The organism is Streptomyces sp. AC558_RSS880 (genome assembly GCF_019049255.1).
GTDB lineage: Bacteria > Actinomycetota > Actinomycetes > Streptomycetales > Streptomycetaceae > Streptomyces.
This window is the reverse complement of sequence record NZ_JAGMUJ010000161.1, coordinates 275,015-298,419: the sequence shown is the minus strand read 5'-3', so window position 1 is coordinate 298,419 and position 23,405 is coordinate 275,015. Positions and strand designations below refer to the sequence as shown.

Below are 23,405 nucleotides of genomic sequence, written 5' to 3'. Positions count from 1 at the left end.
GGGTGTCGGTTCGCCCGGCGTTCAGGCGATAGTGGATGACGTGACTGCCGTACCTACCCCCCGTTCCGAGGCCGCCGGCTCCGCCCGCAGCGGTCGCCTCAGCCTCGCCGTCGCCCTGCTGTGCGGTGCCCTGGGCGCGGCCGTGGCCCTGCTCGCCACCCGGCAGCAGTGGTCGGAGGGCACCGCCACGGTGGCCGGCGGCGCGTTCCCTCTGACCGCGAAGGGGAGCGACGTCACGGGCGTGCCCGCCGCCCTGGCCGTCGTGGGGCTGGCCGCGCTGGTCGCGGTGTTCGCCGTGCGCCGGGCCGGCCGCCTCGCCGTCGCGGCGCTGCTGGCGCTGTCCGGAGCGGGCACGGTGGCGGCGGCACTGCTCGGGGCGTCGGACAGCGGGGCGCTCGACGAGAAGGCGGCCCAGGCGTCGGGGGACACCTCCGCGACCGTGGACGCCCTCAGCCACACCGCGTGGCCGTACGTGGCCGCCGTGGGCGGTGTCCTGCTGCTCCTGGCCGGCCTGCTCGCCCTGCGCTACGGCCGCCTCTGGCCGGCCATGTCCGGCCGCTACGAACGGGGCGGCACGCCGCGCCCGCGCCGCAAGCCCGTGGCCGTCGACCCCGACCGTCCAGAGGACCTCTGGAAGGCCCTGGACCGGGGCGAGGACCCGACGGGCGCGTAACCGCGCGACTGCGCCGCACCCCCGCTCACCGTCGGCGCGCGGGTGCGGGACAATGAGACCGAGCGTCTGCTCAGACACGTACACAGCAACGAGGAGCAAGCAATGGCGGGCAGCAGCCACGGTCACACCCCGGCCGCCTGGACCGGTGTCATCATCGCCTTCATCGGTTTCTGCGCCGGGGGCGCCTTCATGGTGATGGACCAGCCCGTGGGCTTCTGGGCCAGCATGGGCCTCGTCCTCCTCGGCGGTGTCGTCGGCGCCGTCATGCGCGCGATGGGCATGGGCCAGCCGAAGAGCAACCACCCCGTGCACCAGGTCACCGGCGACCGCACGCCGGCCCGCGCCGAGGGCTGAGCACCGCGGAGCACTCCGCACGGGGGCGGACCCGGCACGGTGCCGGAGCCGCCCCCGAGCCGCGTTCGGGGCACAATGCACAGCGTGAACGCTCCCACCCCCGGCGCGACCCCCGGCCGTGCCGCCCGGCTGGCCGTCCCCGCCGGGCTGCTCGTCGTCGCCGCCGGGGCCTTCGCCTACGTCGGGGCCGTGGACCCCAACGAGCCCGGCCACTACCCCGCCTGCCCGCTGCTGCGCCTCACCGGTCTGTACTGCCCCGGCTGCGGCGGACTGCGCAGCGCGCACGCCGTCGTCCACGGCGACCTCCCGGCCGCCCTCCAGGCCAACGCGCCCGCCGTCCTCGGCTACGCCGTCTGCGCCGTGCTGTGGACCGTCTGGGTGGTCCGCGCGGCGCGCGGCGGGCCGCCGCCGCGGATCGATCCGCCACCGGTGCTCCTGTGGTCCCTGGGAGCGCTGCTGCTGGCTTTCACGGTTGTCCGGAACCTGCCACTCGGCGGCTGGCTGCATCCTTGAGCAACAGGCAGAAGTCCAGGAGGGAGACGTCTCCCGCCCGAGCCGTGCGAAGCCGGTTCGAGGGCGGGGGAGGGGCCGGACTCGGCCTGGATGCGAGGCATACGTCCCACTGCGGATACCATCGCAGTGACCAGTGAAGACCGACCGTCAGGAAGGGGGCCGCTCGCGTGAGTGTGCTCGACGAGATCATCGAGGGAGTCCGTGCCGACCTCGCGGAGCGGCAGGCGCGCGTCAGCCTCGACGAGCTCAAGGAGCGTGCGGCGAAGGCTCCCGCGGCCAAGGACGGCGTGGCCGCCCTGCGCGGTGACGGCGTCAAGGTGATCTGCGAGGTCAAGCGCTCCAGCCCGTCCAAGGGCGCGCTGGCCGCGATCGCGGACCCGGCGGGACTCGCCGCCGACTACGAGGCGGGCGGCGCGGCCGTCATCTCCGTCCTCACCGAGCAGCGCCGCTTCGGCGGTTCGCTGGCCGACCTGGAGGCCGTCCGCGCGCGCGTGGACATCCCCGTGCTGCGCAAGGACTTCATCGTCACGTCGTACCAGCTCTGGGAGGCCCGCGCGTACGGCGCCGACCTCGCGCTGCTGATCGTCGCGGCCCTCGACCAGCCGGCCCTGGAGTCGCTGATCGAGCGCGCCCAGTCCATCGGTCTCACCCCGCTCGTCGAGGTGCACGACGAGGACGAGGTCGAGCGCGCGGTCGACGCGGGCGCCAAGGTCATCGGCGTCAACGCCCGCAACCTCAAGACCCTCGAGGTCGACCGCGGCACCTTCGAGCGGGTCGCCCCCGAGATCCCCGACACCCTGGTCAAGGTCGCCGAGTCCGGCGTCCGCGGGCCGCACGACCTCATCGCCTACGCCAACGCCGGTGCCGACGCCGTCCTGGTCGGCGAGTCCCTGGTCACCGGCAAGGATCCGAAGACGGCCGTCTCCGACCTGGTGGCGGCGGGCGAACACCCGGCACTGCGGCACGGCCGCGGCTGACGTCCCGGTAGGCTGGCCCCGATGACCCTCTCCCGCCTCGCACGTGGCTGCCGGCCCCGGGGCTGCCGTGCCCCCGCCCGCAGGGTGCACGGCCGCAGGGTCCGCTACGTCATCGGCGACGAACCGGGACAAGTGAACGGGCGGCGATGGCAGCGCGCCCCACAGGGGCGCGGGGCTGTACTGAATACGCGACTCCGTCGCGTGAGCGCGACCAGCCACAATCGGCCGGCGACCGACTGACGACCCCGCCCCCACGGCGATTAGTCCCGACGACACTCACCGTGAGGTACCCGCATGCCCAGCAACTTCTTCATCCCCGACCCGGAGGGTCAGATCCCCACCGCCGAAGGGTACTTCGGCGCCTTCGGCGGCAAGTTCATCCCGGAAGCCCTCGTCGCGGCGGTCGACGAGGTCGCCGTCGAGTACGACAAGGCCAAGTCCGACCCCGAGTTCGCCCGGGAACTCGACGACCTCCTGGTCGACTACACCGGCCGCCCGAGCGCGCTCACCGAGGTCCCCCGTTTCGCCGAACACGCCGGCGGAGCCCGGATCTTCCTCAAGCGCGAGGACCTGAACCACACCGGCTCACACAAGATCAACAACGTGCTCGGCCAGGCCCTCCTCACCAAGCGCATGGGCAAGACCCGCGTCATCGCCGAGACCGGCGCCGGCCAGCACGGCGTGGCCACCGCCACCGCCTGCGCCCTCTTCGGCCTCGACTGCACGATCTACATGGGCGAGATCGACACACAGCGCCAGGCCCTCAACGTGGCCCGGATGCGGATGCTCGGCGCCGAGGTCATCGCCGTGAAGTCCGGCAGCCGCACCCTGAAGGACGCCATCAACGAGGCGTTCCGCGACTGGGTCGCCAACGTCGACCGCACGCACTACCTCTTCGGCACCGTCGCGGGACCGCACCCCTTCCCGGCGATGGTGCGCGACTTCCACCGCGTCATCGGCGTCGAGGCCCGCCGCCAGGTCCTGGAGCGCGCCGGACGCCTGCCCGACGCCGCGATCGCCTGCGTCGGCGGCGGCTCCAACGCCATCGGCCTCTTCCACGCCTTCATCCCGGACACCGACGTACGCCTCATCGGCTGCGAGCCGGCCGGACACGGCATCGAGAGCGGCGAGCACGCGGCCACCCTCACCGCGGGCGAGCCCGGCATCCTGCACGGCTCCCGGTCCTACGTCCTCCAGGACGACGAGGGCCAGATCACCGAGCCGTACTCGATCTCGGCCGGCCTGGACTACCCGGGCATCGGACCCGAGCACTCCTACCTCAAGGACAGCGGCCGCGGCGAGTACCGCGCGGTCACCGACGACGCCGCCATGCAGGCCCTGCGCCTGCTGTCGCGCACCGAGGGCATCATCCCGGCCATCGAGAGCGCCCACGCCCTCGCCGGCGCCCTGGAGGTCGGCAGGGAGCTGGGCGAGGACGGGCTGATCGTGGTCAACCTGTCCGGCCGCGGCGACAAGGACATGGACACCGCCGCCCGCTACTTCGGGCTGTACGACACCGACGCCGAGGTCGCCGCCGACGAGGCCGGCACCGCCGAGATCGAGGGGGACGCCAAGTGAGCGGGAACGTGCGGCTGCTGGACGACACCCTCGCCGCGGCGAAGGCCGAGGGCCGCTCCGCCCTCATCGCCTACCTCCCGGCCGGGTTCCCGACCGTGGACGGCGGCATCGAGGCGGTCAAGGCCGCCCTGGACGGCGGCGCCGACGTCGTCGAGGTGGGGCTGCCGCACAGCGACCCCGTCCTGGACGGCCCGGTCATCCAGACCGCCGACGACATCGCCCTGCGCGGCGGCGTGAAGATCGCCGACGTGATGCGCACGGTCCGCGAGGCGCACGCGGCCACCGGCAAGCCGATCCTCGTCATGACCTACTGGAACCCCATCGACCGCTACGGCGTGGAGCGGTTCACCGCCGAGCTCGCCGAGGCGGGCGGCGCCGGGTGCATCCTGCCCGACCTGCCCGTGCAGGAGTCGGCGCTGTGGCGGGAGCACGCGGAGAAGCACGGGCTCGCCACCGTCTTCGTGGTCGCGCCCAGCAGCAAGGACGAGCGGCTCGCCGAGATCACCGCGGCCGGCAGCGGCTTCGTCTACGCCGCCTCCCTGATGGGCGTCACCGGCACCCGCGAGTCGGTCGGCGCGCAGGCCGAGGACCTGGTGCGGCGCACCCGCGCCACCACCGACCTCCCCGTCTGCGTCGGCCTGGGCGTCTCCAACGCCGCCCAGGCCGCCGAGGTCGCCGGCTTCGCCGACGGCGTGATCGTCGGTTCCGCCTTCGTCAAGCGGATGCTGGACGCCCCCGACGACGCGGCCGGCGTCGAGGCCGTGCGCGCCCTCGCCGGTGACCTGGCCAAGGGGGTACGCCGGCAGGCGTGACCGACCGGGGTGTCCGCAGGTAGTCATACGGGTCCCTCGTACGGGTGGACCTGGGACCGGGGAGGCGCTGTGCGCCTCCCCGGTTCGTTCTGCGGGGTGTGAGCGAGAAGAACCGTGAGGGAAAGCGCACCGCCCGGGAGCGGATGGCGGTCGAGCGCGAGAAGCAGAAGACGGCGGAGAAGCGGCGCCGCGCCCTGATCGTGGGCGCGAGCGTGCTCTGCGTCCTGGGACTCGCGGCGGTGATCGGCGTCGTCGCCGCCAATTCGGGCGGGGACGACGAGAGGGAGGCGGCCGGCCCCGTCGTGGCGCCCTCCGGGGCCCTGGGCAAGGACGGGCTCGCCATCCCGGTCGGCAAGGAGAGCGCCAAGGCCACCCTCGCGGTGTGGGAGGACTTCCGCTGCCCGGCCTGCAAGGTCTTCGAACAGAACTACAGCCCCACCATCCACGAGCTGACCGACTCCGGCCAGCTGAAGGTGGAGTACCACCTGGTCACGCTGATCGACAACGGCATGGGCGGCACGGGCTCCCGCAACGCGGCCAACGCCGCCGCCTGTGCCCAGGACGCCGGGAAGTTCGCCGCGTACCACGACGTGCTGTTCGAGAACCAGCCGAGGGAGAGCGACGACGCCTTCGCCGACGGCGACAGGCTGATCGAGCTGGCCGGCAAGGTCGACGGACTCGACACCCCCGCCTTCCGCACCTGCGTCGAGGACGGCACGCACGACAGCTGGGTCACCAAGTCCCACGAGGCGTTCCAGAAGGGCGCCTTCACCGGCACGCCGACGGTGATGTACGAGGGCAAGAACATCAACCAGGACCGCTCGATGACCCCCGAGAAGTTCAAGCAGATGGTCCAGGAGGCCAACAAGGGACAGTGACGCCCCGGACCGACCGTCCGACGGTCCTGTTATGGAGCCGTAGCCGGACCGCCTGCCGTGCGGCCGGTCCGGCACGGTAGCGTCGACCCTGCCATGGAACTTGCCTACATTCCCAGCCCGTCGAGCGGAGTGCTGTACCTCGGCCCCGTTCCGCTGCGCGGCTACGCGTTCTGCATCATCATCGGCGTCTTCGTTGCCGTCTGGCTCGGCAACAAGCGCTGGATCGCCCGGGGCGGGCGGGCCGGCACGGTGGCCGACATCGCTGTCTGGGCCGTGCCCTTCGGCTTGATCGGCGGCCGGCTCTACCACGTGATCACGGACTACCAGCTGTACTTCAGCGAGGGCCGTGACTGGGTGGACGCCTTCAAGATCTGGGAGGGCGGCCTCGGCATCTGGGGCGCGATCGCCCTCGGTGCGCTGGGCGCGTGGATCGGCTGCCGGCGCCGGGGCATCCCGCTGCCCGCCTACGCCGACGCCATCGCGCCGGGCATCGCCCTCGCCCAGGCGATCGGACGCTGGGGCAACTGGTTCAACCAGGAGCTGTACGGGCGGGCCACCGATCTGCCGTGGGCCGTGGAGATCACGTCCTCCGCCGACGGGCGGGAGCCGGGCACGTACCATCCGACGTTCCTGTACGAGTCGCTGTGGTGCGTCGGTGTGGCGCTGCTGGTGATCTGGGCGGACCGGCGGTTCCAGCTCGGGCACGGACGGGCGTTCGCGCTGTACGTCGCCGGGTACTGCGCGGGACGGTTCTGGATCGAGTACATGCGTGTCGACGAGGCGCATCACATCCTCGGGCTGCGGCTGAACAACTGGACGGCGCTCCTGGTGTTCCTGCTGGCGGTGCTGTACATCGTGCTGTCGGTGCGGAAGCGGCCGGGGCGTGAGGACGTGGTGGAGCCGGGTGCCTCCGGTGGTGAGGTTGCCTCCGGCGGTGAGGCCGATGGGGCCGAGGGCGACTCCGCCGAGGGCGTGGAGAAGGACGAGGCTGAGTCGTCGGATGCGGCCGAGGACGCCAAGGACGGGGCCGGGTCGGCGAAGAAGAGCTGACGGTTCGCTGTACGACACCGAGGGCGTCCGGGTTTTCCGGGCGCCCTCGGTTTGTGTGGGGCGGGGTGTTGCGCAGCCCGGCGATTGCGGGGTGCCGTCGCGCCCACCCGTGCCGCCCTGCGGCACGACTGCCCGCGGAATCGAGGGTCAGGTTCTGTGGGCCAGGGACAGGGTTCTTTGGGCTGCCAGTACTACCGCCGTGTCGATGAAGGTGCCGTCGGGGAGGGCCTGGGCGCCCTGGGTCATGGCCGCTGCCTTGACGACCGTTTCCGCCTGTTCGATCTCCTCCTCCGTGGGGAGGTAGGCACGCTCGATGATCCGCAGTTGGCGGGGGTGGATCGCCGCGCGGCCCAGGAAGCCCAGGGCGCGGCCGTGGGCGCAGGAGGCGGCCAGGCCGTCCAGATCGCGGGTGTCGGGGTGGACGGACTGGGTGGGCGGGGCGAGACCCGCCGCCCGCGCGGCGACGACCACCCGGGAGCGGGACCAGTCGAGGCCCGCGTCGTCGCGTACGCCCAGGTCGGCCCGTAGGTCCGCCTCCCCGATGGCGATCCCGCGCAGGGACGGGTGGGCGGTGGCCACGGCATGGGCGCGTTCGATGCCGAGGGCCGTCTCCAGGAGGGCGTACAGGGGCGGTGCGCCGCCGTGGGCGGACACGGCGCGGCGGGCGACGCGTACGACGTCGGACGGGGACGACACCTTGGGCAGGCGCAGGCCGGACAGACCGGGGGCGGTCGCGACGGCCGCGAGGTCGGCGCGGGCCCAGGGGCCGGACAGGGCGTTGACGCGGACGTGGACCGGGACCGGCTGGGGGTCGCGCAGCAGCTCGGCGGTGGCGGAGCGGGCGTAGGCCTTGCGGTCGGGGGCGACCGCGTCCTCCAGGTCGATCACCACCACGTCGGCGCCGGAGGCGAGCGCCTTCGCCACCACGGGAGGACGGTCGCCGGGGGCGTACAGCCAGGTCAGCGGGAACCCCGTCACAGGGCGCCCTCCGCGCGGAGCTCCGCGAGGTCGTCGGGCGTGAGGCCCAGCCCGGTCAGGACCTCCTCGGTGTCCGCGCCGTGCGGGCGGCCCGCCCAGCGGATCGCGCCCGGGGTGCCGGAGAGCCGGAAAAGCACGTTCTGCATGCGCAGCGGTCCCAGCTCCGGATCGTCGACCGTGGTGATCGTGTCCAGCGCCTGGTACTGCGGGTCCGCCATGACGTCCCGCACGTCCTGGACGGGGGCGACCGCCGCCTCCGCCTTCTCGAAGGCGGCCAGGACGTCGGTGCGGGTGTGCCGGGCGATCCAGCCGCCGACCGCCTCGTCCAGCACGTCCGCGTGCCGGGCCCGGCCCGCGCCGGTGGCGAACCAGGGCTCGTCGATCAGGTCAGGACGGCCCACCAGGTGCATCACGCGCTCGGCGATCGACTGGGCCGAGGTGGAGACCGCGACCCAGGTGCCGTCGGCGGTGAGGTACGTGCCGCGCGGCGCGTTGTTCTGGGAGCGGTTGCCGGTGCGGGGCTGGACGTGGCCCAGCTGGTCGTACCAGGTCGGCTGGGGGCCGAGCACGGTGAGGATCGGCTCGATCAGCGCCATGTCGACGACCTGGCCCTCTCCCGTGCGGTCCCGGCCGGCGAGCGCGGTCATGACCGCGTACGCCGTGGCCAGGCCCGCGATGGAGTCCGCCAGGCCGAACGGCGGGAGGGTCGGCGGGGCGTCCGGCTCCCCGGTGATCGCGGCGAAACCGCTCATCGCCTCGGCGAGGGTGCCGAAGCCCGGGCGGTGCGCGTACGGGCCGAACTGGCCGAAGCCGGTGACCCGGGCCAGGATCAGCCGGGGGTTGACGGCGGACAGCTCGGGCCAGCCCAGGTCCCACTTCTCCAGGGTGCCGGGACGGAAGTTCTCGATGACGACGTCGGCGGTCCCGGCGAGGCGGAGGAGGGTGGTCCGGCCGCCGGGTGTGGACAGGTCGAGGGTGATGGTGCGCTTGTTGCGGCCGAGCACCTTCCACCACAGGCCGATGCCGTCCTTCGACGGGCCGTGACCCCGGGAGGGGTCGGGTTTCCTCGGATGCTCGACCTTGACGACCTCCGCGCCGAAGTCGCCGAGCAGGGTCGCGGCGAGGGGGCCGGCGAAGAGGGTGGCGAGGTCGAGGACGCGCAGGCCGGTCAGCGGGGGATCGGCGGGGGCGGGACTGGTCATGGGCGGGTGGCCTCCAGGTGGGTCAGTCGGGCCAGGGTGTCGAAGCCGGTGCCGTGGAAGTCGCCGACGGAGGTGGCCAGGCGGTTCTTCAGCGGGGCCGTCCAGCGTTCGGGGAGCGCGCGGGGCGAACCGGCGAGAAGGGCGGCGATGCTGCCGGCCGTCGCGCCGTTGGAGTCGGTGTCCCAGCCGCCGGACACCGCACGGCAGACGGAGCCGGTGAAGTCGCCGTCGGCGTGGGTGAGGGCGGCGGCGATCAGGGCGGTGTTGGGGACGGAGTGCACCCAGTGGTGGGTGGCGGCGTAGGTGTCGTGCAGGACGTCGACGACGGTGTCGAAGTCGGTGTGCTCGTGCGCGAGTCGTACGGCCCGGTGGACGGCCCGGGCGAGCCGGGAGCGGGGCGGGACGACGGTGAGGCCGATGCGCAGACAGGCGTGGACGTCGTGGTCGCCGGTGGCGGCGGTGGCGATGACGGCGGCCGTGAACATCGCCGCGTAGACGCCGTTGGCGGTGTGGGTGAGGGTGGCGTCGCGGTGGGCCTGCTCGGCGGCGGCGGCCGGGTCGCCGGGGTTGGTCCAGCCGTGCACGTCGGCGCGGATCAGGGCGCCGATCCACTCGCGGAAGGGGTTGTGGTGGCGGGCGGTCAGCGGGGGTTCCAGGCCGCTGAGGAGATTGCGGTAGGCGACGCGTTCGGCGGTGAAGGTGCGGCCGGCGGGGAGTTCGTCGAGCCAGACGCGGGCCACGTCGGTGGGGGTGAAGGCGCGGCCGTGGCGCTGGAGGACGAGGAGGGCGAGGAGGGGGTAGTTGAGGTCGTCGTCCTCGGGCATGCCGTCGATGTTCTCGGCGAGGGAGGTCGTTGCGGAGCGGCGGTTCCAGGGGTACCTGGTCAGGAGGTCCTCGGGGACGCCGTGGGCGGTGAAGTAGGTTCTCAGGGGCCAGTTCTTGGTGGCCTTGGCCAGGTGGCGGATCCCCGTCAGGGGGAGCTTCTCCACCGGTTTGCCCAGGAGGCAGCCGACCGCTCTGCCGAGCCAGGCGGCTTCCAGGCGGGCGGGGTGGGGCGCTCGGGGGGTAGTTGCGCAGCCCGGCGTTTGCGGGGTGCCTCCCCCAGAGGGGGTGCCCCCAGCGCCCACCCTCCCCCACTCTCTGCTTCGCTCGAGCGGGGGGACCCCCATCGCCCCAGCGGCACGATTGCCCGCAGTGACGGGCCAGTCGGGGCACAGGGATTTGATTCGGGCCAGGTCGGTCGGTTCGTCGTCCGCCAACGTGCTGGGGAGGTCGGCCAGTTCGTCCAGGAGGTCGGTGGCCAGGAGGCGGAGGTAGGGGGAGGCCGGGGTGGGGGAGGCGCCTGCGGTGAGGGGGGCTTCGGGGCCGCCCGCCGCGCGCCAGCGGGCGGCGACGGCCGAGGGCTCGCGCCCGTCCTGGGACGCCTGGCGCAGTTCGTGGCCGATCAGGTCCTCCGGCTGGACCCAGGTCAGTCGGAGCATTCCGGAGCTCCCCCCGCCAGCTCGGCGAACGCGCGCTCGTGGGTGCGGCGGCGGTCCACGTCGCGCGCGAAGATCTCGCGGGTCACGGCGGTGAGGGCGGCCGCCGGCTCCCACAGGTCGAGGCGGCTGGCCTCCGCCACCGTCTTGGCCCAGCCCTCGGGGACCGGCGAGCCGAGCGCACCGGCCACCGCGCCGGCCATCGTGGCGATGGAGTCGCAGTCGCGGCCGTAGTTCACCGCGCCCAGGACCGCGTGCCGGAAGTCGCCGCCGGCCACCACCAGCATGCCCAGCGCGACCGGGAGTTCCTCGACGGCGTGCAGCCGGGACGGGCGGCGGGCACCCAGGGAGGGGGAACGGTAGTCGGGGCCGACCGTGTCGTACGGCGTCACCGCCTCCCGCAGCGGACGCAGCGCCGACTCGAAGTCCGTGTGCCGCGCGGCGACGTCGCAGACCTTCTCGATCGCCTCCCGCGTGCCGTCCTTCGCCGACGACAGACACGCGGCGACGACCGAGTCCGCCGTCGCGCCCGGCGCGCACGCCGCCGCCACGGCCGCCGCGAAGACACCGGCCGCCTCCCTGCCGTACGACGACTGGTGCGCGCCCGCGACGTCCAGCGCCTCGGCGTAGGCGGCGGCCGGATGGGCGGCGTTGACCAGGCCGACCGGGGCCATGTACATCGCGGCACCGCAGTTGACGATGTTGCCGGTGCCGGCCTCGCGCGGGTCGACGTGGCCGTAGTGCAGGCGGGCCACGAGCCACTTCTCGGCGAGGAAGATCCGCTGCAGCGGGAGCGCCTCCGCCTCCAGTTCCGGGATCCAGCGGGGGTTCGTCATCAGGTCCGGGACCAGGTGGTCGGCGACGGCGTAGGCGTCCAGGTGGTCGCGGACCGTCGCGTACACCCGGACCAGCGCGTGGGTCATCAGGGTGTCGTCGGTGACGTGGCCGTCGCCCTTGTGGTACGGCGCGATGGGGCGGGCGGTGCGCCACTCGGTGCCGTTCCACGGGCCGACGATGCCGTGCACGCGTCCGCCGTGGCGTTCGACGATCTGCTCGGGGGAGTACCCCTCGACCGGCCCGCCGAGGGCGTCGCCGACGGCCGCTCCGACGAGGGCGCCGGTGATCCGCTCGTCCAGGGGCAGGCCCCGGTCGCTGTTTTCTGTGTCTTCGCGCGTCATGCCCGAATCATCCCTCTGTGGGGGCCGGTTGCGCGGCTTCCAGGAGTCCGGCGAGTTCCACCAGGTCCGTGCCGGTGAGCCGGGGAAGCACGCAGCCGGAGAGGGTGCGGCAGCTCTCCCTCCAGGACGCCGGGATCGCCGCGCCGCCGCCCAGCGCGCCGGTGAGGGCGCCGACGAGCGCCGGGGCGGAGTCCGCGACCCGGGACAGACAGGCCGCCGCGGGAACCGCCTCCGCGATCCGGCCGTGGGCGGCGGTGGTGAGGGCGAGGGCGACGGGGACGGTCTCGGCGGCGGCGACGCCGTAGCTGTAGACGTGGTCGACGATCTGGTGCTCCAGCGGTGGTACGAGGGTGAAGGCGCTGTCGGCGTCCGCCGCGAGCTTCAGGGCGTGCCGGGCGTTGCGGCCGATCTCCGTGTCCTCGGGCAGCTCGGTGCAGGCCGCTGCCACGCAGGCGTGCGGGTCCGCGCCGGTCAGCGCGAGGGAGACGGCGGCGGCCATGGCACGGGCACCGTGCACGCCGTCGCCGTCCTGGGTGTAGCGGGCGTCGAACTCGGCGAGGTCGGCGGCGGCCCGTGGGTCGCCGGGGTGGGCCACGGCCAGGACGCAGGCGCGGACGCAGGCGGCGTCGTCGAAGTAGTGCGGGTTGTCGTGGCCGGTGGCGGGCGGGCGCAGGCCGGCGGCGAGGTTGCCGAGGCCGGCGCGGACGGAGATGCGGGCGCGCAGGGGGAGCACGGCGGACTCCGTCTCGGGGGCGCGGTCCGCTGCCGCGGCGATCTCACCGGCGACCGTGTTCCAGGTCAGGTCGATCGCCGCGCGGGTGCGGCGTTCCCGGCTCAGGTCGCCGAAGGCGGTGTCGTCTCCGGCGCGGAGGACGGCCTCCGCGGCGAAGGCCGCCCATTCCGCGTCGTCGGAGGGGCCCAGGCGCAGGGGTTCGGAGGGCTGGTTGAGGGCGATGGGGACGGGGAGGGTGGTCGTCGCGTTCTGTTCGGCGAAGGTGTCCAGTTCGCGGGTGAGGCGTCTCGTCCACTCGGGCATCCTTGCCGCCCGGTGACGGGCGGCCGGCCAGCCGGCGGCGTCGCCTGCGGCGAGGCCGAGGAGGAGGCCCTCGATCCTTGCCCGCGGCGCGGTTTCGACGGCCTCGGCTTCGCCTTCGGCCCGGATGTTCCCATCCGCACCACCCGTGCTGCTTTCGTCGTCGGGTGCGGGTGGCCCCTGTGGGGCTTCCTCGCCGTCGGCGACCGCGGGTCGTGTCTCGGCCAGGGGGATCATGTGGGCGCCTCCGTCTCGTCGGCCGGTGCCGGGAGCAAGGCGTCGGGCTCCTCCGGCGTCAGCAGGTCAGCGATGTCCAGGACGTGGTGGCCCGCCATGGTCGGGAGGCAGGTGCCGCGGGCCGGGGTGATGGCGGACGACCAGGCCGGCGGGATCGCCGCGGCGCCCCGGGTCGCGCCCGCCAGGGCGCCGGCCACCGCCGCCGTGGTGTCGGCGTCGCGGCCCATGTTGACGGCCGTCAGTACCGCCTGCGCGAAGTCGCCGTCGGCCGCCGCGTACGCGCCGAAGGCGAGGGCGACCGCCTCCGGGGCCAGGTCGGTCCACGGGTAGCCGCCGATCACCACCGCCGCGCGGACCGCGCGTTCGCCGAGGTGGGCCGCGGTGACGGCGCGGCGCAGCGAGCGGGCGGTCCAGGAGTCGTCCGGCACCACCGCCAGGGCCGAGGCCACCACCGCGACCACCGGCGCCCCGGCCATCGCCGCCGCGACGCCCGCTGCGACCGCCTGGCCGCCGTAGATGCCCTCGCCGTCGTGGCTGACCGAGCCGTCGATCGCCGCCAGCCGGGCCGCCTCGTCGGGACGGCCGGCCGCGAACACCCCGTGGGGCGCCGCCCGCATCGCCAGCCCGTCGCTCCAGGCGTGCCGGTGCTGGGCGGAGATCGGCGCCGCCAGTCCCCGGCGCAGGTTCTCCAGCGTGCCGCGCTCGCTGAAGCCGGCGCCCCGGAAGGGGCCCTCCTCGCGGTCCGCGATCCACTCGTGCCAGGCCGCCTCGACGTGTGCCGGGGTGAGGGCGGAGCCGTGCCGGGCCAGCAGCAGGCCCGAGAAGATCGCGTACTCGGTGTCGTCCGTGCCCGCCGGGTGCTCCGCCACGTATCCCGTGACGCGGCCCCACCGCGCGCGGATCTCGGAGGGCTTCATGTTCTCGGCCGGGGCGCCCAGCGCGTCACCGACGGCCAGGCCGAGCAGCGCGCCGCGCGCCCGCTCCCGGCGTCCGAGGGTGTCCCCGGGCGCCGGGACGGAGGGGATGCGGGTGGTCGACGCCATGCGCGGCTCTCCTCTCAGGTGCGCCCCGAGAGGCGCGGAGCCCTTTGAGGATCTGTCCCCGGTGCGGTGCCCGGCGCAGCCTCACGGGGCTCAGCGTCACCCGGTCGACATCTGCGCGCCCTTCTACACAAACGAGCGAAATCCGCAAAACCGCAGGTTAGCCCAGCCTTTCCTTGCTGGCGGGAGGGAATCGAAAGGCATACATTGGGTGTTGTCGAAGAATAGAACTTGTCCAAAGAAGACTGTGGGGGACACCGGCATGGCCATCATCGAGACCGAGGCGACGCTGCACGAGGCGCACCGCGACAACCACACGCACCGGGACGTGAACGGCGGCTGGCTGCGCCCCGCCGTGTTCGGGGCGATGGACGGGCTGGTCTCCAACCTCGCCCTGATGACCGGTGTCGCCGGCGGCTCGGTCGGTCAGCAGACCGTCGTGCTCACCGGCCTCGCCGGTCTGGCCGCCGGCGCCTTCTCCATGGCGGCCGGCGAGTACACCTCCGTCGCCTCCCAGCGCGAGCTGGTCGAGGCCGAGCTCGACGTCGAGCGGCGCGAGCTGCGCAAGCACCCCCAGGACGAGGAGGCCGAGCTCGCCGCGCTCTACCAGGCCCGCGGCGTCGAGCCCCACCTGGCCCGCGAGGTCGCCCGACAGCTGTCCAGGGACCCCGAGCAGGCGCTGGAGATCCACGCCCGCGAGGAACTCGGCATCGACCCCGGCGACCTGCCCTCGCCCACCGTCGCCGCCGTGTCCAGCTTCGGCTCCTTCGCGCTGGGCGCCCTGCTGCCCGTCCTGCCCTATCTGCTCGGCGCGAGCAGCCTGTGGCCCGCCGTGCTGCTGGCGCTGCTCGGACTCTTCCTGTGCGGCGCGGTGGTGGCCAAGGTGACGGCGCGGAGCTGGTGGTACAGCGGCCTGCGGCAGCTCGCCCTCGGTGGCGCGGCGGCCGGTGTGACGTACGCCCTGGGCGCACTGTTCGGAACGGCCGTAGGATAATGCGACTCGCACTTATGCGTTGGGCCGCATAAGTAGTCGTAACGTGTGGGTTTCGGCCGCGTGACCACTGGGCATGAGCCGTAAGCGCTGTGGGCAAAGAGGCCGACGGCGTGCCCCGCGGGGCGGGCGAAGAAGCCCTTTCCCGCCATCGGACCGACGGACACCGATCTGTCCGCCCCGGTCTCCATAGCCTCCACCGCCAGGCGCGGAATCCCGCCGCGACCCATGTGGTGTCCGCATGCTGGAACGGAATATCCCGGTTCCCGAGAACCGCTCCATCATGTAACCTGCACGAAATTTCGCACCACGCAGAGGGCCAGCGTCGTCCCTCGGCACTTCGCACATGCCACATGACGACGACGGGAGAGCCGATGCGTACGCCGCGCCAGCCGTCCCAGCACTCCACGAACGACCGCCTGAACTGGTCGTTCATGGATGCTCGCCCTGCTGCGCAGGGTATGTACGACCCCCGCAACGAGCACGACGCCTGTGGCGTCGGCTTCGTCGCCACCCTCACCGGCGAGGCGTCCCACGCTCTGGTCGAGCAGGCCCTCACGGTCCTGCGCAACCTCGAACACCGTGGTGCCACCGGCTCCGAGCCGGACTCCGGCGACGGCGCCGGAATCCTCTCCCAGGTCCCCGACGCCTTCTTCCGCGAGGTGGCCGGATTCGACCTGCCCGAGGCCGGCGGCTACGCCGTCGGCATCGCCTTCCTGCCGGAGGACGGCGCCGACGCCGCCGTCGCCCGCATCGAGGAGATCGCCGCCGCCGAGGACCTGACCGTCCTCGGCTGGCGCGAGGTGCCGATCGCACCCGAACTGCTCGGCGCCACCGCCCGCTCGACGATGCCGGTCTTCCGGCAGATCTTCGTCACCGCCGGTGAGCGCAAGGGCATCGACCTCGACCGCAAGGCGTTCGTGCTGCGCAAGCGCGCCGAGCGCGAGGTGGGCGTCTACTTCCCGTCGCTGTCCGCGCGGACCATCGTCTACAAGGGCATGCTGACCACCGGCCAGCTCGAGCCCTTCTTCCCGGACCTGTCCGACCGCCGCTTCGGCTCCGCGATCGCGCTGGTGCACTCCCGGTTCTCCACGAACACCTTCCCGTCGTGGCCGCTCGCGCACCCGTACCGCTTCGTCGCGCACAACGGTGAGATCAACACCGTCAAGGGCAACCGCAACTGGATGCGCGCCCGCGAGTCCCAGCTGGTCTCCGACCTGTTCGGGGGCGAGGACAAGAACCTCGAGCGGATCTTCCCGGTCTGCACCCCCGACGCCTCCGACTCGGCGTCCTTCGACGAGGTCCTCGAACTGCTGCACCTGGGCGGGCGTTCGCTGCCGCACTCCGTGCTGATGATGATCCCGGAGGCGTGGGAGAACCACGTCTCCATGGACCCGGCCCGGCGCGCCTTCTACCAGTACCACTCCACGATGATGGAGCCCTGGGACGGCCCCGCCTGCGTCACCTTCACCGACGGCACCCAGGTCGGCGCCGTGCTCGACCGCAACGGCCTGCGCCCCGGCCGTTACTGGGTCACCGACGACGGCCTGGTCGTCCTCGGCTCCGAGGTCGGCGTCCTCGACATCGACCCGGCGAAGGTCGTCCGCAAGGGCCGCCTGCAGCCCGGCCGCATGTTCCTGGTGGACACCGCCGAGCACCGCATCATCGAGGACGACGAGATCAAGGCCGGCCTCGCCGCCGAGCACCCCTACGCGGAGTGGCTCGAGGCCGGCGAGATCGAGCTGTCCGACCTGCCCGAGCGCGAGCACATCGTGCACACCCACGCCTCGGTCACCCGCCGCCAGCAGACCTTCGGTTACACCGAGGAGGAGCTGCGCGTCCTGATCGCGCCGATGGCCAAGGCCGGCGCCGAGCCGATCGGCTCGATGGGCACCGACTCGCCGATCGCCGCGCTGAGCGAGCGCCCGCGCCTGCTCTTCGACTACTTCACCCAGCTGTTCGCGCAGGTCACCAACCCGCCGCTGGACGCGATCCGCGAGGAACTGGTCACCTCCCTGCGCTCCTCGCTGGGCCCGCAGGGCAACCTGCTGGAGCCGACCGCCGCGACGTGCCGCAGCGTCACCCTGCCCTTCCCGGTGATCGACAACGACGAGCTGGCCAAGCTCATCCACATCAACGCCGACGGCGACATGCCCGGCTTCAAGGCCGCGACCCTGTCCGGCCTGTACCGGGTCTCCGGCGGCGGCGACGCGCTCGCTGCCCGCATCGAGGACATCTGCGCCGAGGCCGACGCCGCCATAGAGAACGGCGCCCGCCTGATCGTCCTGTCCGACCGGCACTCCGACGCCGAGCACGCGCCGATCCCGTCGCTGCTGCTCACCGCGGCCGTCCACCACCACCTCATCCGCACCAAGCAGCGCACCCACGTGGGTCTGCTGGTCGAGGCCGGTGACGTCCGCGAGGTCCACCACGTCGCCCTGCTCATCGGCTACGGCGCCGCCGCCGTCAACCCGTACCTGGCGATGGAGTCCGTCGAGGACCTGGTCCGCGCGGGCACCTTCCTGCCGGACATCGAGCCCGAGCAGGCGATCCGCAACCTGATCTACGCCCTCGGCAAGGGCGTCCTGAAGGTCATGTCCAAGATGGGCATCTCCACGGTCGCCTCCTACCGCGGCGCCCAGGTCTTCGAGGCCGTCGGCCTCGAGGACGCCTTCGTGGAGAAGTACTTCAACGGCACCGCCACCAAGATCGGCGGCGTCGGCATCGACGTCGTCGCCCAGGAGGTCGCCGCCCGCCACGCCAAGGCGTACCCCGCCTCGGGCATCGCCCCCGCGCACCGCGCGCTGGAGATCGGCGGCGAGTACCAGTGGCGCCGCGAGGGCGAGCCGCACCTGTTCGACCCGGAGACGGTCTTCCGCCTCCAGCACTCCACGCGCTCCGGCCGCTACGACATCTTCAAGAAGTACACCGAGCGGGTGAACGAGCAGTCCGAGCGGCTGATGACGCTCCGCGGCCTGTTCGGCTTCACGTCCGACCGGCAGCCGATCCCCGTCGACGAGGTCGAGCCGGTCTCCGAGATCGTCAAGCGGTTCTCGACGGGCGCCATGTCGTACGGCTCCATCTCCCAGGAGGCGCACGAGACCCTCGCCATCGCCATGAACCAGCTGGGCGGCAAGTCCAACACCGGTGAGGGCGGCGAGGACCCGGAGCGGCTGTACGACCCGGCCCGCCGGTCGTCCATCAAGCAGGTCGCCTCCGGCCGCTTCGGCGTGACCTCCGAGTACCTGGTCAACTCCGACGACATCCAGATCAAGATGGCCCAGGGCGCCAAGCCCGGCGAGGGCGGCCAGCTGCCCGGCCACAAGGTCTACCCGTGGGTCGCGAAGACCCGGCACTCGACGCCGGGCGTGGGCCTCATCTCCCCGCCGCCGCACCACGACATCTACTCCATCGAGGACCTCGCCCAGCTGATCCACGACCTGAAGAACGCCAACCCCCAGGCGCGCATTCACGTCAAGCTGGTCTCCGAGGTCGGCGTCGGCACCGTCGCCGCGGGTGTCTCCAAGGCGCACGCGGACGTGGTGCTGATCTCCGGTCACGACGGCGGCACGGGCGCCTCCCCGCTCACGTCGCTGAAGCACGCCGGCGGCCCCTGGGAGCTCGGCCTCGCCGAGACCCAGCAGACCCTGCTGCTCAACGGCCTGCGCGACCGGATCGTCGTGCAGACCGACGGACAGCTGAAGACCGGCCGTGACGTGGTCATCGCCGCGCTGCTCGGCGCCGAGGAGTTCGGCTTCGCCACCGCCCCGCTGGTCGTCTCCGGCTGCGTCATGATGCGCGTCTGCCACCTGGACACCTGCCCGGTCGGCATCGCCACCCAGAACCCCGTCCTGCGGGACCGGTTCTCCGGCAAGGCCGAGTACGTCGTGAACTTCTTCCGGTTCATCGCCGAGGAGGTCCGCGAGCTCCTCGCCGAGCTGGGCTTCCGCTCCATCGAGGAGGCCGTCGGCCACGCCGAGGTGCTCGACGTGACCCGCGCGGTGAACCACTGGAAGGCGCAGGGCCTGGAGCTGGCCCCGCTGTTCCACGTGCCCGAGCTGCCCGAGGGCGCCGTCCGCCACCAGGTCGTCGCCCAGGACCACGGCCTGGAGAAGGCGCTCGACAACGAGCTGATCAAGCTCGCCGCCGACGCCCTCGCCGCGTCCGGCGCCGAGGACGCCCAGCCGGTGCGCGCCCAGGTCGCCATCCGCAACATCAACCGCACGGTCGGCACCATGCTCGGCCACGAGGTGACGAAGAAGTTCGGCGGCGCGGGCCTGCCCGACGACACCATCGACATCACCTTCACCGGCTCCGCAGGGCAGTCCTTCGGCGCCTTCGTCCCGCGCGGTGTCACGCTGCGCCTGGAGGGCGACGCCAACGACTACGTCGGCAAGGGCCTGTCCGGCGGCCGGATCGTGGTCCGCCCGGACCGCGCGGCCGACCACCTCGCCGAGTACTCGACCATCGCGGGCAACACGATCGCGTACGGTGCGACCGGCGGCGAGCTGTTCCTGCGCGGTCGTACGGGCGAGCGGTTCTGCGTCCGCAACTCCGGCGCGCTGGTCGTCTCCGAGGGCGTGGGCGACCACGGCTGCGAGTACATGACCGGCGGTCACGCGGTCGTCCTCGGCGAGACGGGGCGCAACTTCGCGGCCGGCATGTCCGGCGGCATCGCCTACGTCATCGACCTGGACCGGGACAACGTCAACGCCGGCAACCTGGACGCCGTCCAGGCGCTGGACGAGGCCGACGAGCAGTGGCTGCACGACGTGGTCCGCCGCCACCAGGAGGAGACGGGCTCCACCGTCGCCGGGAAGCTGCTCGCCGAGTGGGACACCGCCGTGCGGCGCTTCAGCAAGATCATCCCCAGTACGTACAAGGCAGTGCTCGCCGCCAAGGACGCCGCCGAGCGAGCCGGTCTCTCCGAGACCGAGATCACCGAGAAGATGATGGAGGCGGCGATCAATGGCTGACCCGAAGGGCTTTCTGAACCACGGCCGCGAGGTCGCCAGGTCCCGCCCGGTCGAGGAGCGCAAGAAGGACTGGAACGAGGTCTACGTCCCCGGCTCCCTGCTGCCGATCATCAGCAAGCAGGCCAGCCGCTGCATGGACTGCGGCATCCCGTTCTGCCACAACGGCTGTCCGCTGGGGAACCTCATCCCCGAGTGGAACGACTACGCCTACCGCGAGGACTGGGGCGCCGCCTCCGAGCGGCTGCACGCCACGAACAACTTCCCGGAGTTCACCGGCCGCCTGTGCCCCGCTCCGTGCGAGTCGGCGTGTGTGCTCGGCATCAACCAGCCGCCGGTCACCATCAAGAACGTCGAGGTCTCGATCATCGACAAGGCGTGGGAGGCCGGTGACGTCGCCCCGCAGATCCCCGAGCGCCTGTCCGGCAAGACCGTCGCGGTCGTCGGCTCCGGCCCCGCGGGTCTGGCCGCCGCCCAGCAGCTGACCCGGGCCGGCCACACGGTCGCGGTGTACGAGCGCGCGGACCGCATCGGCGGCCTGCTGCGCTACGGCATCCCCGAGTTCAAGATGGAGAAGCGGCACATCAACCGCCGCATCGAGCAGATGCGCGCGGAGGGCACCAAGTTCCGCACGGGCGTCGAGATCGGCCGCGACATGCCGGCCACCGCGCTGCGCAAGCGGTACGACGCCGTGGTCCTCGCCGTCGGCGCGACGACCGCGCGCGACCTGCCGGTGCCGGGCCGCGAGCTCAAGGGCATCCACCAGGCCATGGAGTACCTGCCGCTGGCCAACAAGGTGCAGGAGGGCGACTACGTCGCCCCGCCGATCTCGGCCGAGGGCAAGCACGTCGTGGTGATCGGCGGCGGTGACACCGGCGCCGACTGCGTGGGCACCGCCCACCGCCAGGGCGCGGCCTCCGTCACGCAGCTGGAGATCATGCCCCGCCCGAACGAGGAGCGGGACCCGGCCTCGCAGCCGTGGCCGACCTTCCCGATGCTCTACAAGGTCACGTCCGCCCACGAGGAGGGCGGTGAGCGGGTCTACTCCGTCTCCACCACCCACTTCGAGGGCGACGAGGACGGCAACGTCCAGTGGCTGCACCTGACCGAGGTCGAGTTCGTCGACGGCAGGCTGACCCCGAAGCCGGGCACCGAGCGCAAGATCCCGGCCCAGCTGGTCACCCTCGCCATGGGCTTCACCGGCACCGACCGGGACAACGGCCTGGTCGAGCAGTTCGGCCTGGAGCTCGACGAACGCGGTAACATCGCCCGCGACGCCGACTTCCAGACCAACGTGCCCGGCGTGTTCGTCGCCGGTGACGCCGGCCGCGGCCAGTCGCTCATCGTGTGGGCGATCGCCGAGGGCCGCTCGGCCGCCCGCGGCTGCGACCGCCTCCTCACCGGGGCGAGCGAGCTGCCGGCCCCGATCCGCCCGACGGACCGCTCGCTGATGGTCTGACGGCCGGCGCGGCTCACAAGGTGACCTGACGGTCCCTCATATGCGTCCCGTACAACGGCGTACGGAACACACAGGTGGCGCCTGCCCGCCAGTCCCCGACCGGACGACTGGGCAGGCGCCTCCGCATGCTCAGGGAAGCCTGTGGTGCTCCCCGTACATCTCCCACACCAGCGGGGTGTCCAGCCCCAGGTTCCCCGCCTCCAGGAACCGGCGCTGGGCCGTGTCGACGCGGGAGGTGTCCTGGTCCGGGTACCGGGTCAGCATGGCCTCGCGGCGGATGTCGAGGAAGGCGTTCAGGTACTTCTTCTCGGAACCGCCCGCGGCGGGCGTCTTCGCCTGCTTCAGCGTGCGCTCACGCAGGCCGTAGAAGCCGTCCGGGTCGAGGTCGGGGCCGTGGAAGACCATCGCGTCGAAGTAGACGAACTGGCCCAGCGTGCCCAGGCCGTCCAGCTTGGCGAGCCGCACCGCCGGCTCGAAGTAGACGCGGTCGCGCTCCGCCTCCTGCGCCGCGCGGAAGGCGGGCACCTTCGCCTCCGCCTCCCACGCGGCGGGGAAGCCGGGGTCCAGGCCCTCGTGGGAGTCCGAGCCGTCGACCTCGCGCAGGGCGGGCAGATAGGACGCCAGCCCGTTGTCCGGGTGGTCCTCGGTGTAGCCCTCGACCAGCATGAGCAGATCGTGGGTGCCGGTGCAGAAGCCGATGATGCCCGCCGTGTACCCGCAGCCGTCGTGCTGGTCCTCGATGGAGCCGTAGGTGGTGCGCCAGTCGGTGGTCGAGTGCTCGGCGCTCGCCACCAGCTGCTGGGCCAGCTCCTTCTTCGCGGGGGCGGCCAGCCCGGCCGGCAGACCGGCGATGACCGCGTCGTCCTCCGCCCGCTCCTCCTCGGCCCGGTCCTTGGCGTCCTCACGGGCCGACTGGGCGGTGGCCGCGGGCGGCGCGGCCGCCGGGGCGTCCGCCGAGTCCGTCGGCATGACGAAGTACATCCCCGTGGCGATCACGGGAGCGGCCGCGAGGAGCAGCACACCGGCACGTTTCACTGGGGGATACCTCCACCCGTCAGTTCGGACACCTTGACCGCCGCCGCCCCCGCCAGCACCACCACCAGCGCCACGCACGCGCCCACCTGCACCACCGTCCGCCGCCCGTCCCTGGGGGCGTACGCGAACGCCACCGCCACCGCGCCGCCGGCCAGCAGCCCGCCGAGGTGCCCCTCCCAGGACGTGACGACCGCGGAGACCACCAGCCACAGCAGCAGCCCCGCCATGAACCGGTTGACCTGGCTCATGTCGGCCCCGACGCGCCGGGCCATCACGTAGTACGCGGCCCCCACCCCGAAGATCGCGCCGGACGCGCCGACCACGGCGTCCCCGGGCGCGATCAGCAGCACCAGCACCGAACCGCCGAGCGCCGACAGCAGGTACAGGGCGAGGTAGTGCACCCGGCCCAGCATCGGCTCGACGAGCCGGCCCAGGTTCCACAGCGCCACCATGTTCATCACGACGTGGAAGATCCCGAACGTGCCCTCGGTGGGCGGCAGATGCAGGAACGCACCGGTCAGCAGCCGGTACCACTCCCCGTTCACCAGCCCCTCCGGACTGAAGCCCGCGGGGTACGGGTCGATCCACAGGTAGTGCTCGCCGTCCGGTCCGAGCAGCCCCGCGCCCACCATCGCGAACCGGTCCACGGTCTCCGGCAGCGCCAGCTCCGCCAGGTACACCAGCACATTGAGGGCGATCAGCACGTACGTCACCACGGGCACCGCCGAGACCCGGCCGCCCACCAGCGTGCGGGCCTGCCGTACCGACCGCGCGCCCTCCTTGACGCACTCGGGGCACTGGTGGCCCACGGCCGCCTCGCGCATGCAGTCCGGGCAGATGTACCGCTCGCAGCGGACGCAGCGGACGTGGCACTCCACCTTGGGGTGGCGGTAGCAGGTGGTGACGGTGGACTCGGAATCCACGGGCCGGCTCCTCGGGAGGGACGGGACGGAAGTGAGCCGGTGG

The 23,405-nt window shown here is 72.7% G+C and carries 20 protein-coding genes; 12 read left to right on the top strand and 8 right to left on the bottom strand.

Features of this window, described 5'->3' with window-relative positions:
• The first annotated feature begins 31 nt into the window (after positions 1–31).
• From KUM38_RS37400 to lgt, 9 genes are all read left to right on the top strand, one after another.
• On the top strand, positions 32–673 hold the full coding sequence (locus KUM38_RS37400; protein WP_217136482.1) for a TIGR02234 family membrane protein: 642 nt from the start codon (positions 32–34) through the stop codon (positions 671–673).
• A gap of 102 nt (positions 674–775) precedes the next feature.
• Entirely contained in the window at positions 776–1,027 is a 252-nt protein-coding gene (locus KUM38_RS37395; protein WP_217136480.1) for an HGxxPAAW family protein, read from the top strand.
• A 75-nt stretch (positions 1,028–1,102) separates the two neighbouring features.
• Positions 1,103–1,540: a DUF2752 domain-containing protein gene (locus KUM38_RS37390; protein ID WP_217136478.1), complete on the top strand. Its 438-nt coding sequence runs from the start codon at positions 1,103–1,105 to the stop codon at positions 1,538–1,540.
• A gap of 167 nt (positions 1,541–1,707) precedes the next feature.
• Positions 1,708–2,517 carry an indole-3-glycerol phosphate synthase TrpC gene (gene trpC / locus KUM38_RS37385; protein WP_217136476.1) on the top strand — a complete coding sequence of 270 codons (810 nt, stop codon included), beginning with the start codon at positions 1,708–1,710 and terminating at the stop codon, positions 2,515–2,517.
• A 21-nt stretch (positions 2,518–2,538) separates the two neighbouring features.
• Positions 2,539–2,757 (top strand): tryptophan biosynthesis modulator TrpM, encoded by a 219-nt coding sequence (trpM, locus tag KUM38_RS43895; protein WP_374227127.1) that lies wholly within the window; start codon positions 2,539–2,541, stop codon positions 2,755–2,757.
• Between the two features lie 54 nt (positions 2,758–2,811).
• Entirely contained in the window at positions 2,812–4,095 is a 1,284-nt protein-coding gene (trpB, locus tag KUM38_RS37380; RefSeq protein ID WP_217136474.1) for a tryptophan synthase subunit beta, read from the top strand.
• Positions 4,092–4,907, top strand: coding sequence for a tryptophan synthase subunit alpha (gene trpA, locus KUM38_RS37375; protein WP_217136472.1), 816 nt, complete (start codon positions 4,092–4,094; stop codon positions 4,905–4,907). The genes trpB and trpA overlap by 4 nt, the downstream gene beginning before the upstream one ends.
• 98 nt (positions 4,908–5,005) lie before the next feature.
• The gene (locus KUM38_RS37370) at positions 5,006–5,785 is read left to right on the top strand and encodes a thioredoxin domain-containing protein (protein ID WP_217136470.1); all 780 of its coding nucleotides are present in this window, start codon (positions 5,006–5,008) and stop codon (positions 5,783–5,785) included.
• Between the two features lie 93 nt (positions 5,786–5,878).
• Positions 5,879–6,835 carry a prolipoprotein diacylglyceryl transferase gene (lgt, locus tag KUM38_RS37365; RefSeq protein ID WP_217136468.1) on the top strand — a complete coding sequence of 319 codons (957 nt, stop codon included), beginning with the start codon at positions 5,879–5,881 and terminating at the stop codon, positions 6,833–6,835.
• A gap of 147 nt (positions 6,836–6,982) precedes the next feature.
• Here lgt and KUM38_RS37360 read toward each other — a convergent pair whose 3' ends face one another.
• From KUM38_RS37360 to KUM38_RS37335, 6 genes are read right to left on the bottom strand one after another with little or no spacing between them, the layout of a single operon-like run.
• Positions 6,983–7,813: a CoA ester lyase gene (locus KUM38_RS37360; protein ID WP_217136466.1), complete on the bottom strand. Its 831-nt coding sequence runs from the start codon at positions 7,811–7,813 to the stop codon at positions 6,983–6,985.
• Positions 7,810–9,015, bottom strand: coding sequence for a CaiB/BaiF CoA-transferase family protein (locus KUM38_RS37355; RefSeq protein WP_217136464.1), 1,206 nt, complete (start codon positions 9,013–9,015; stop codon positions 7,810–7,812). The genes KUM38_RS37360 and KUM38_RS37355 overlap by 4 nt, the downstream gene beginning before the upstream one ends.
• On the bottom strand, positions 9,012–10,496 hold the full coding sequence (locus KUM38_RS37350; RefSeq protein ID WP_217136463.1) for an ADP-ribosylglycohydrolase family protein: 1,485 nt from the start codon (positions 10,494–10,496) through the stop codon (positions 9,012–9,014). The genes KUM38_RS37355 and KUM38_RS37350 overlap by 4 nt, the downstream gene beginning before the upstream one ends.
• Positions 10,484–11,671 carry an ADP-ribosylglycohydrolase family protein gene (locus KUM38_RS37345; RefSeq protein WP_217136461.1) on the bottom strand — a complete coding sequence of 396 codons (1,188 nt, stop codon included), beginning with the start codon at positions 11,669–11,671 and terminating at the stop codon, positions 10,484–10,486. Before KUM38_RS37345 ends, KUM38_RS37350 begins: the two co-directional genes overlap by 13 nt.
• A gap of 7 nt (positions 11,672–11,678) precedes the next feature.
• Complete coding sequence (locus tag KUM38_RS37340) at positions 11,679–12,941, bottom strand: ADP-ribosylglycohydrolase family protein (RefSeq protein WP_217136458.1); 1,263 nt, start codon at positions 12,939–12,941, stop codon at positions 11,679–11,681.
• On the bottom strand, positions 12,938–13,984 hold the full coding sequence (locus KUM38_RS37335) for an ADP-ribosylglycohydrolase family protein (RefSeq protein ID WP_217136456.1): 1,047 nt from the start codon (positions 13,982–13,984) through the stop codon (positions 12,938–12,940). The genes KUM38_RS37340 and KUM38_RS37335 overlap by 4 nt, the downstream gene beginning before the upstream one ends.
• A 259-nt stretch (positions 13,985–14,243) precedes the next feature.
• On the opposite strand from KUM38_RS37335, the gene KUM38_RS37330 reads away from it, so the two are divergent.
• The 3 genes from KUM38_RS37330 to KUM38_RS37320 all read left to right on the top strand — a co-directional run bounded on the left by KUM38_RS37330 (position 14,244) and on the right by KUM38_RS37320 (position 21,404).
• Positions 14,244–14,975 (top strand): VIT1/CCC1 transporter family protein, encoded by a 732-nt coding sequence (locus KUM38_RS37330; protein ID WP_217136454.1) that lies wholly within the window; start codon positions 14,244–14,246, stop codon positions 14,973–14,975.
• A 371-nt stretch (positions 14,976–15,346) separates the two neighbouring features.
• Positions 15,347–19,948 carry a glutamate synthase large subunit gene (gene gltB / locus KUM38_RS37325; protein ID WP_217136452.1) on the top strand — a complete coding sequence of 1,534 codons (4,602 nt, stop codon included), beginning with the start codon at positions 15,347–15,349 and terminating at the stop codon, positions 19,946–19,948.
• Positions 19,941–21,404: a glutamate synthase subunit beta gene (locus KUM38_RS37320; protein ID WP_217136450.1), complete on the top strand. Its 1,464-nt coding sequence runs from the start codon at positions 19,941–19,943 to the stop codon at positions 21,402–21,404. The genes gltB and KUM38_RS37320 overlap by 8 nt, the downstream gene beginning before the upstream one ends.
• A 129-nt stretch (positions 21,405–21,533) precedes the next feature.
• Here KUM38_RS37320 and KUM38_RS37315 read toward each other — a convergent pair whose 3' ends face one another.
• Entirely contained in the window at positions 21,534–22,439 is a 906-nt protein-coding gene (locus KUM38_RS37315; RefSeq protein ID WP_308409142.1) for a chitosanase, read from the bottom strand.
• A complete protein-coding gene (locus KUM38_RS37310) occupies positions 22,436–23,362 on the bottom strand; it encodes a rhomboid family intramembrane serine protease (RefSeq protein WP_217136448.1) in 927 nt (308 codons plus the stop codon). The genes KUM38_RS37315 and KUM38_RS37310 overlap by 4 nt, the downstream gene beginning before the upstream one ends.
• Positions 23,363–23,405: the final 43 nt, after the last annotated feature.

Coding starts and splice junctions, on each gene's coding strand:
- gltB (WP_217136452.1), top strand. CDS start 15,347: ATGCGTACGCCGCGCCAGCCGTCCCAGCACTCCACGAACGACCGCCTG.
- KUM38_RS37335 (WP_217136456.1), bottom strand. CDS start 13,984: ATGGCGTCGACCACCCGCATCCCCTCCGTCCCGGCGCCCGGGGACACC.
- KUM38_RS37395 (WP_217136480.1), top strand. CDS start 776: ATGGCGGGCAGCAGCCACGGTCACACCCCGGCCGCCTGGACCGGTGTC.
- KUM38_RS37345 (WP_217136461.1), bottom strand. CDS start 11,671: ATGACGCGCGAAGACACAGAAAACAGCGACCGGGGCCTGCCCCTGGAC.
- KUM38_RS37390 (WP_217136478.1), top strand. CDS start 1,103: ATGCACAGCGTGAACGCTCCCACCCCCGGCGCGACCCCCGGCCGTGCC.
- trpM (WP_374227127.1), top strand. CDS start 2,539: ATGACCCTCTCCCGCCTCGCACGTGGCTGCCGGCCCCGGGGCTGCCGT.
- trpB (WP_217136474.1), top strand. CDS start 2,812: ATGCCCAGCAACTTCTTCATCCCCGACCCGGAGGGTCAGATCCCCACC.
- KUM38_RS37320 (WP_217136450.1), top strand. CDS start 19,941: ATGGCTGACCCGAAGGGCTTTCTGAACCACGGCCGCGAGGTCGCCAGG.
- KUM38_RS37355 (WP_217136464.1), bottom strand. CDS start 9,015: ATGACCAGTCCCGCCCCCGCCGATCCCCCGCTGACCGGCCTGCGCGTC.
- KUM38_RS37340 (WP_217136458.1), bottom strand. CDS start 12,941: ATGATCCCCCTGGCCGAGACACGACCCGCGGTCGCCGACGGCGAGGAA.
- KUM38_RS37330 (WP_217136454.1), top strand. CDS start 14,244: ATGGCCATCATCGAGACCGAGGCGACGCTGCACGAGGCGCACCGCGAC.
- KUM38_RS37350 (WP_217136463.1), bottom strand. CDS start 10,496: ATGCTCCGACTGACCTGGGTCCAGCCGGAGGACCTGATCGGCCACGAA.
- lgt (WP_217136468.1), top strand. CDS start 5,879: ATGGAACTTGCCTACATTCCCAGCCCGTCGAGCGGAGTGCTGTACCTC.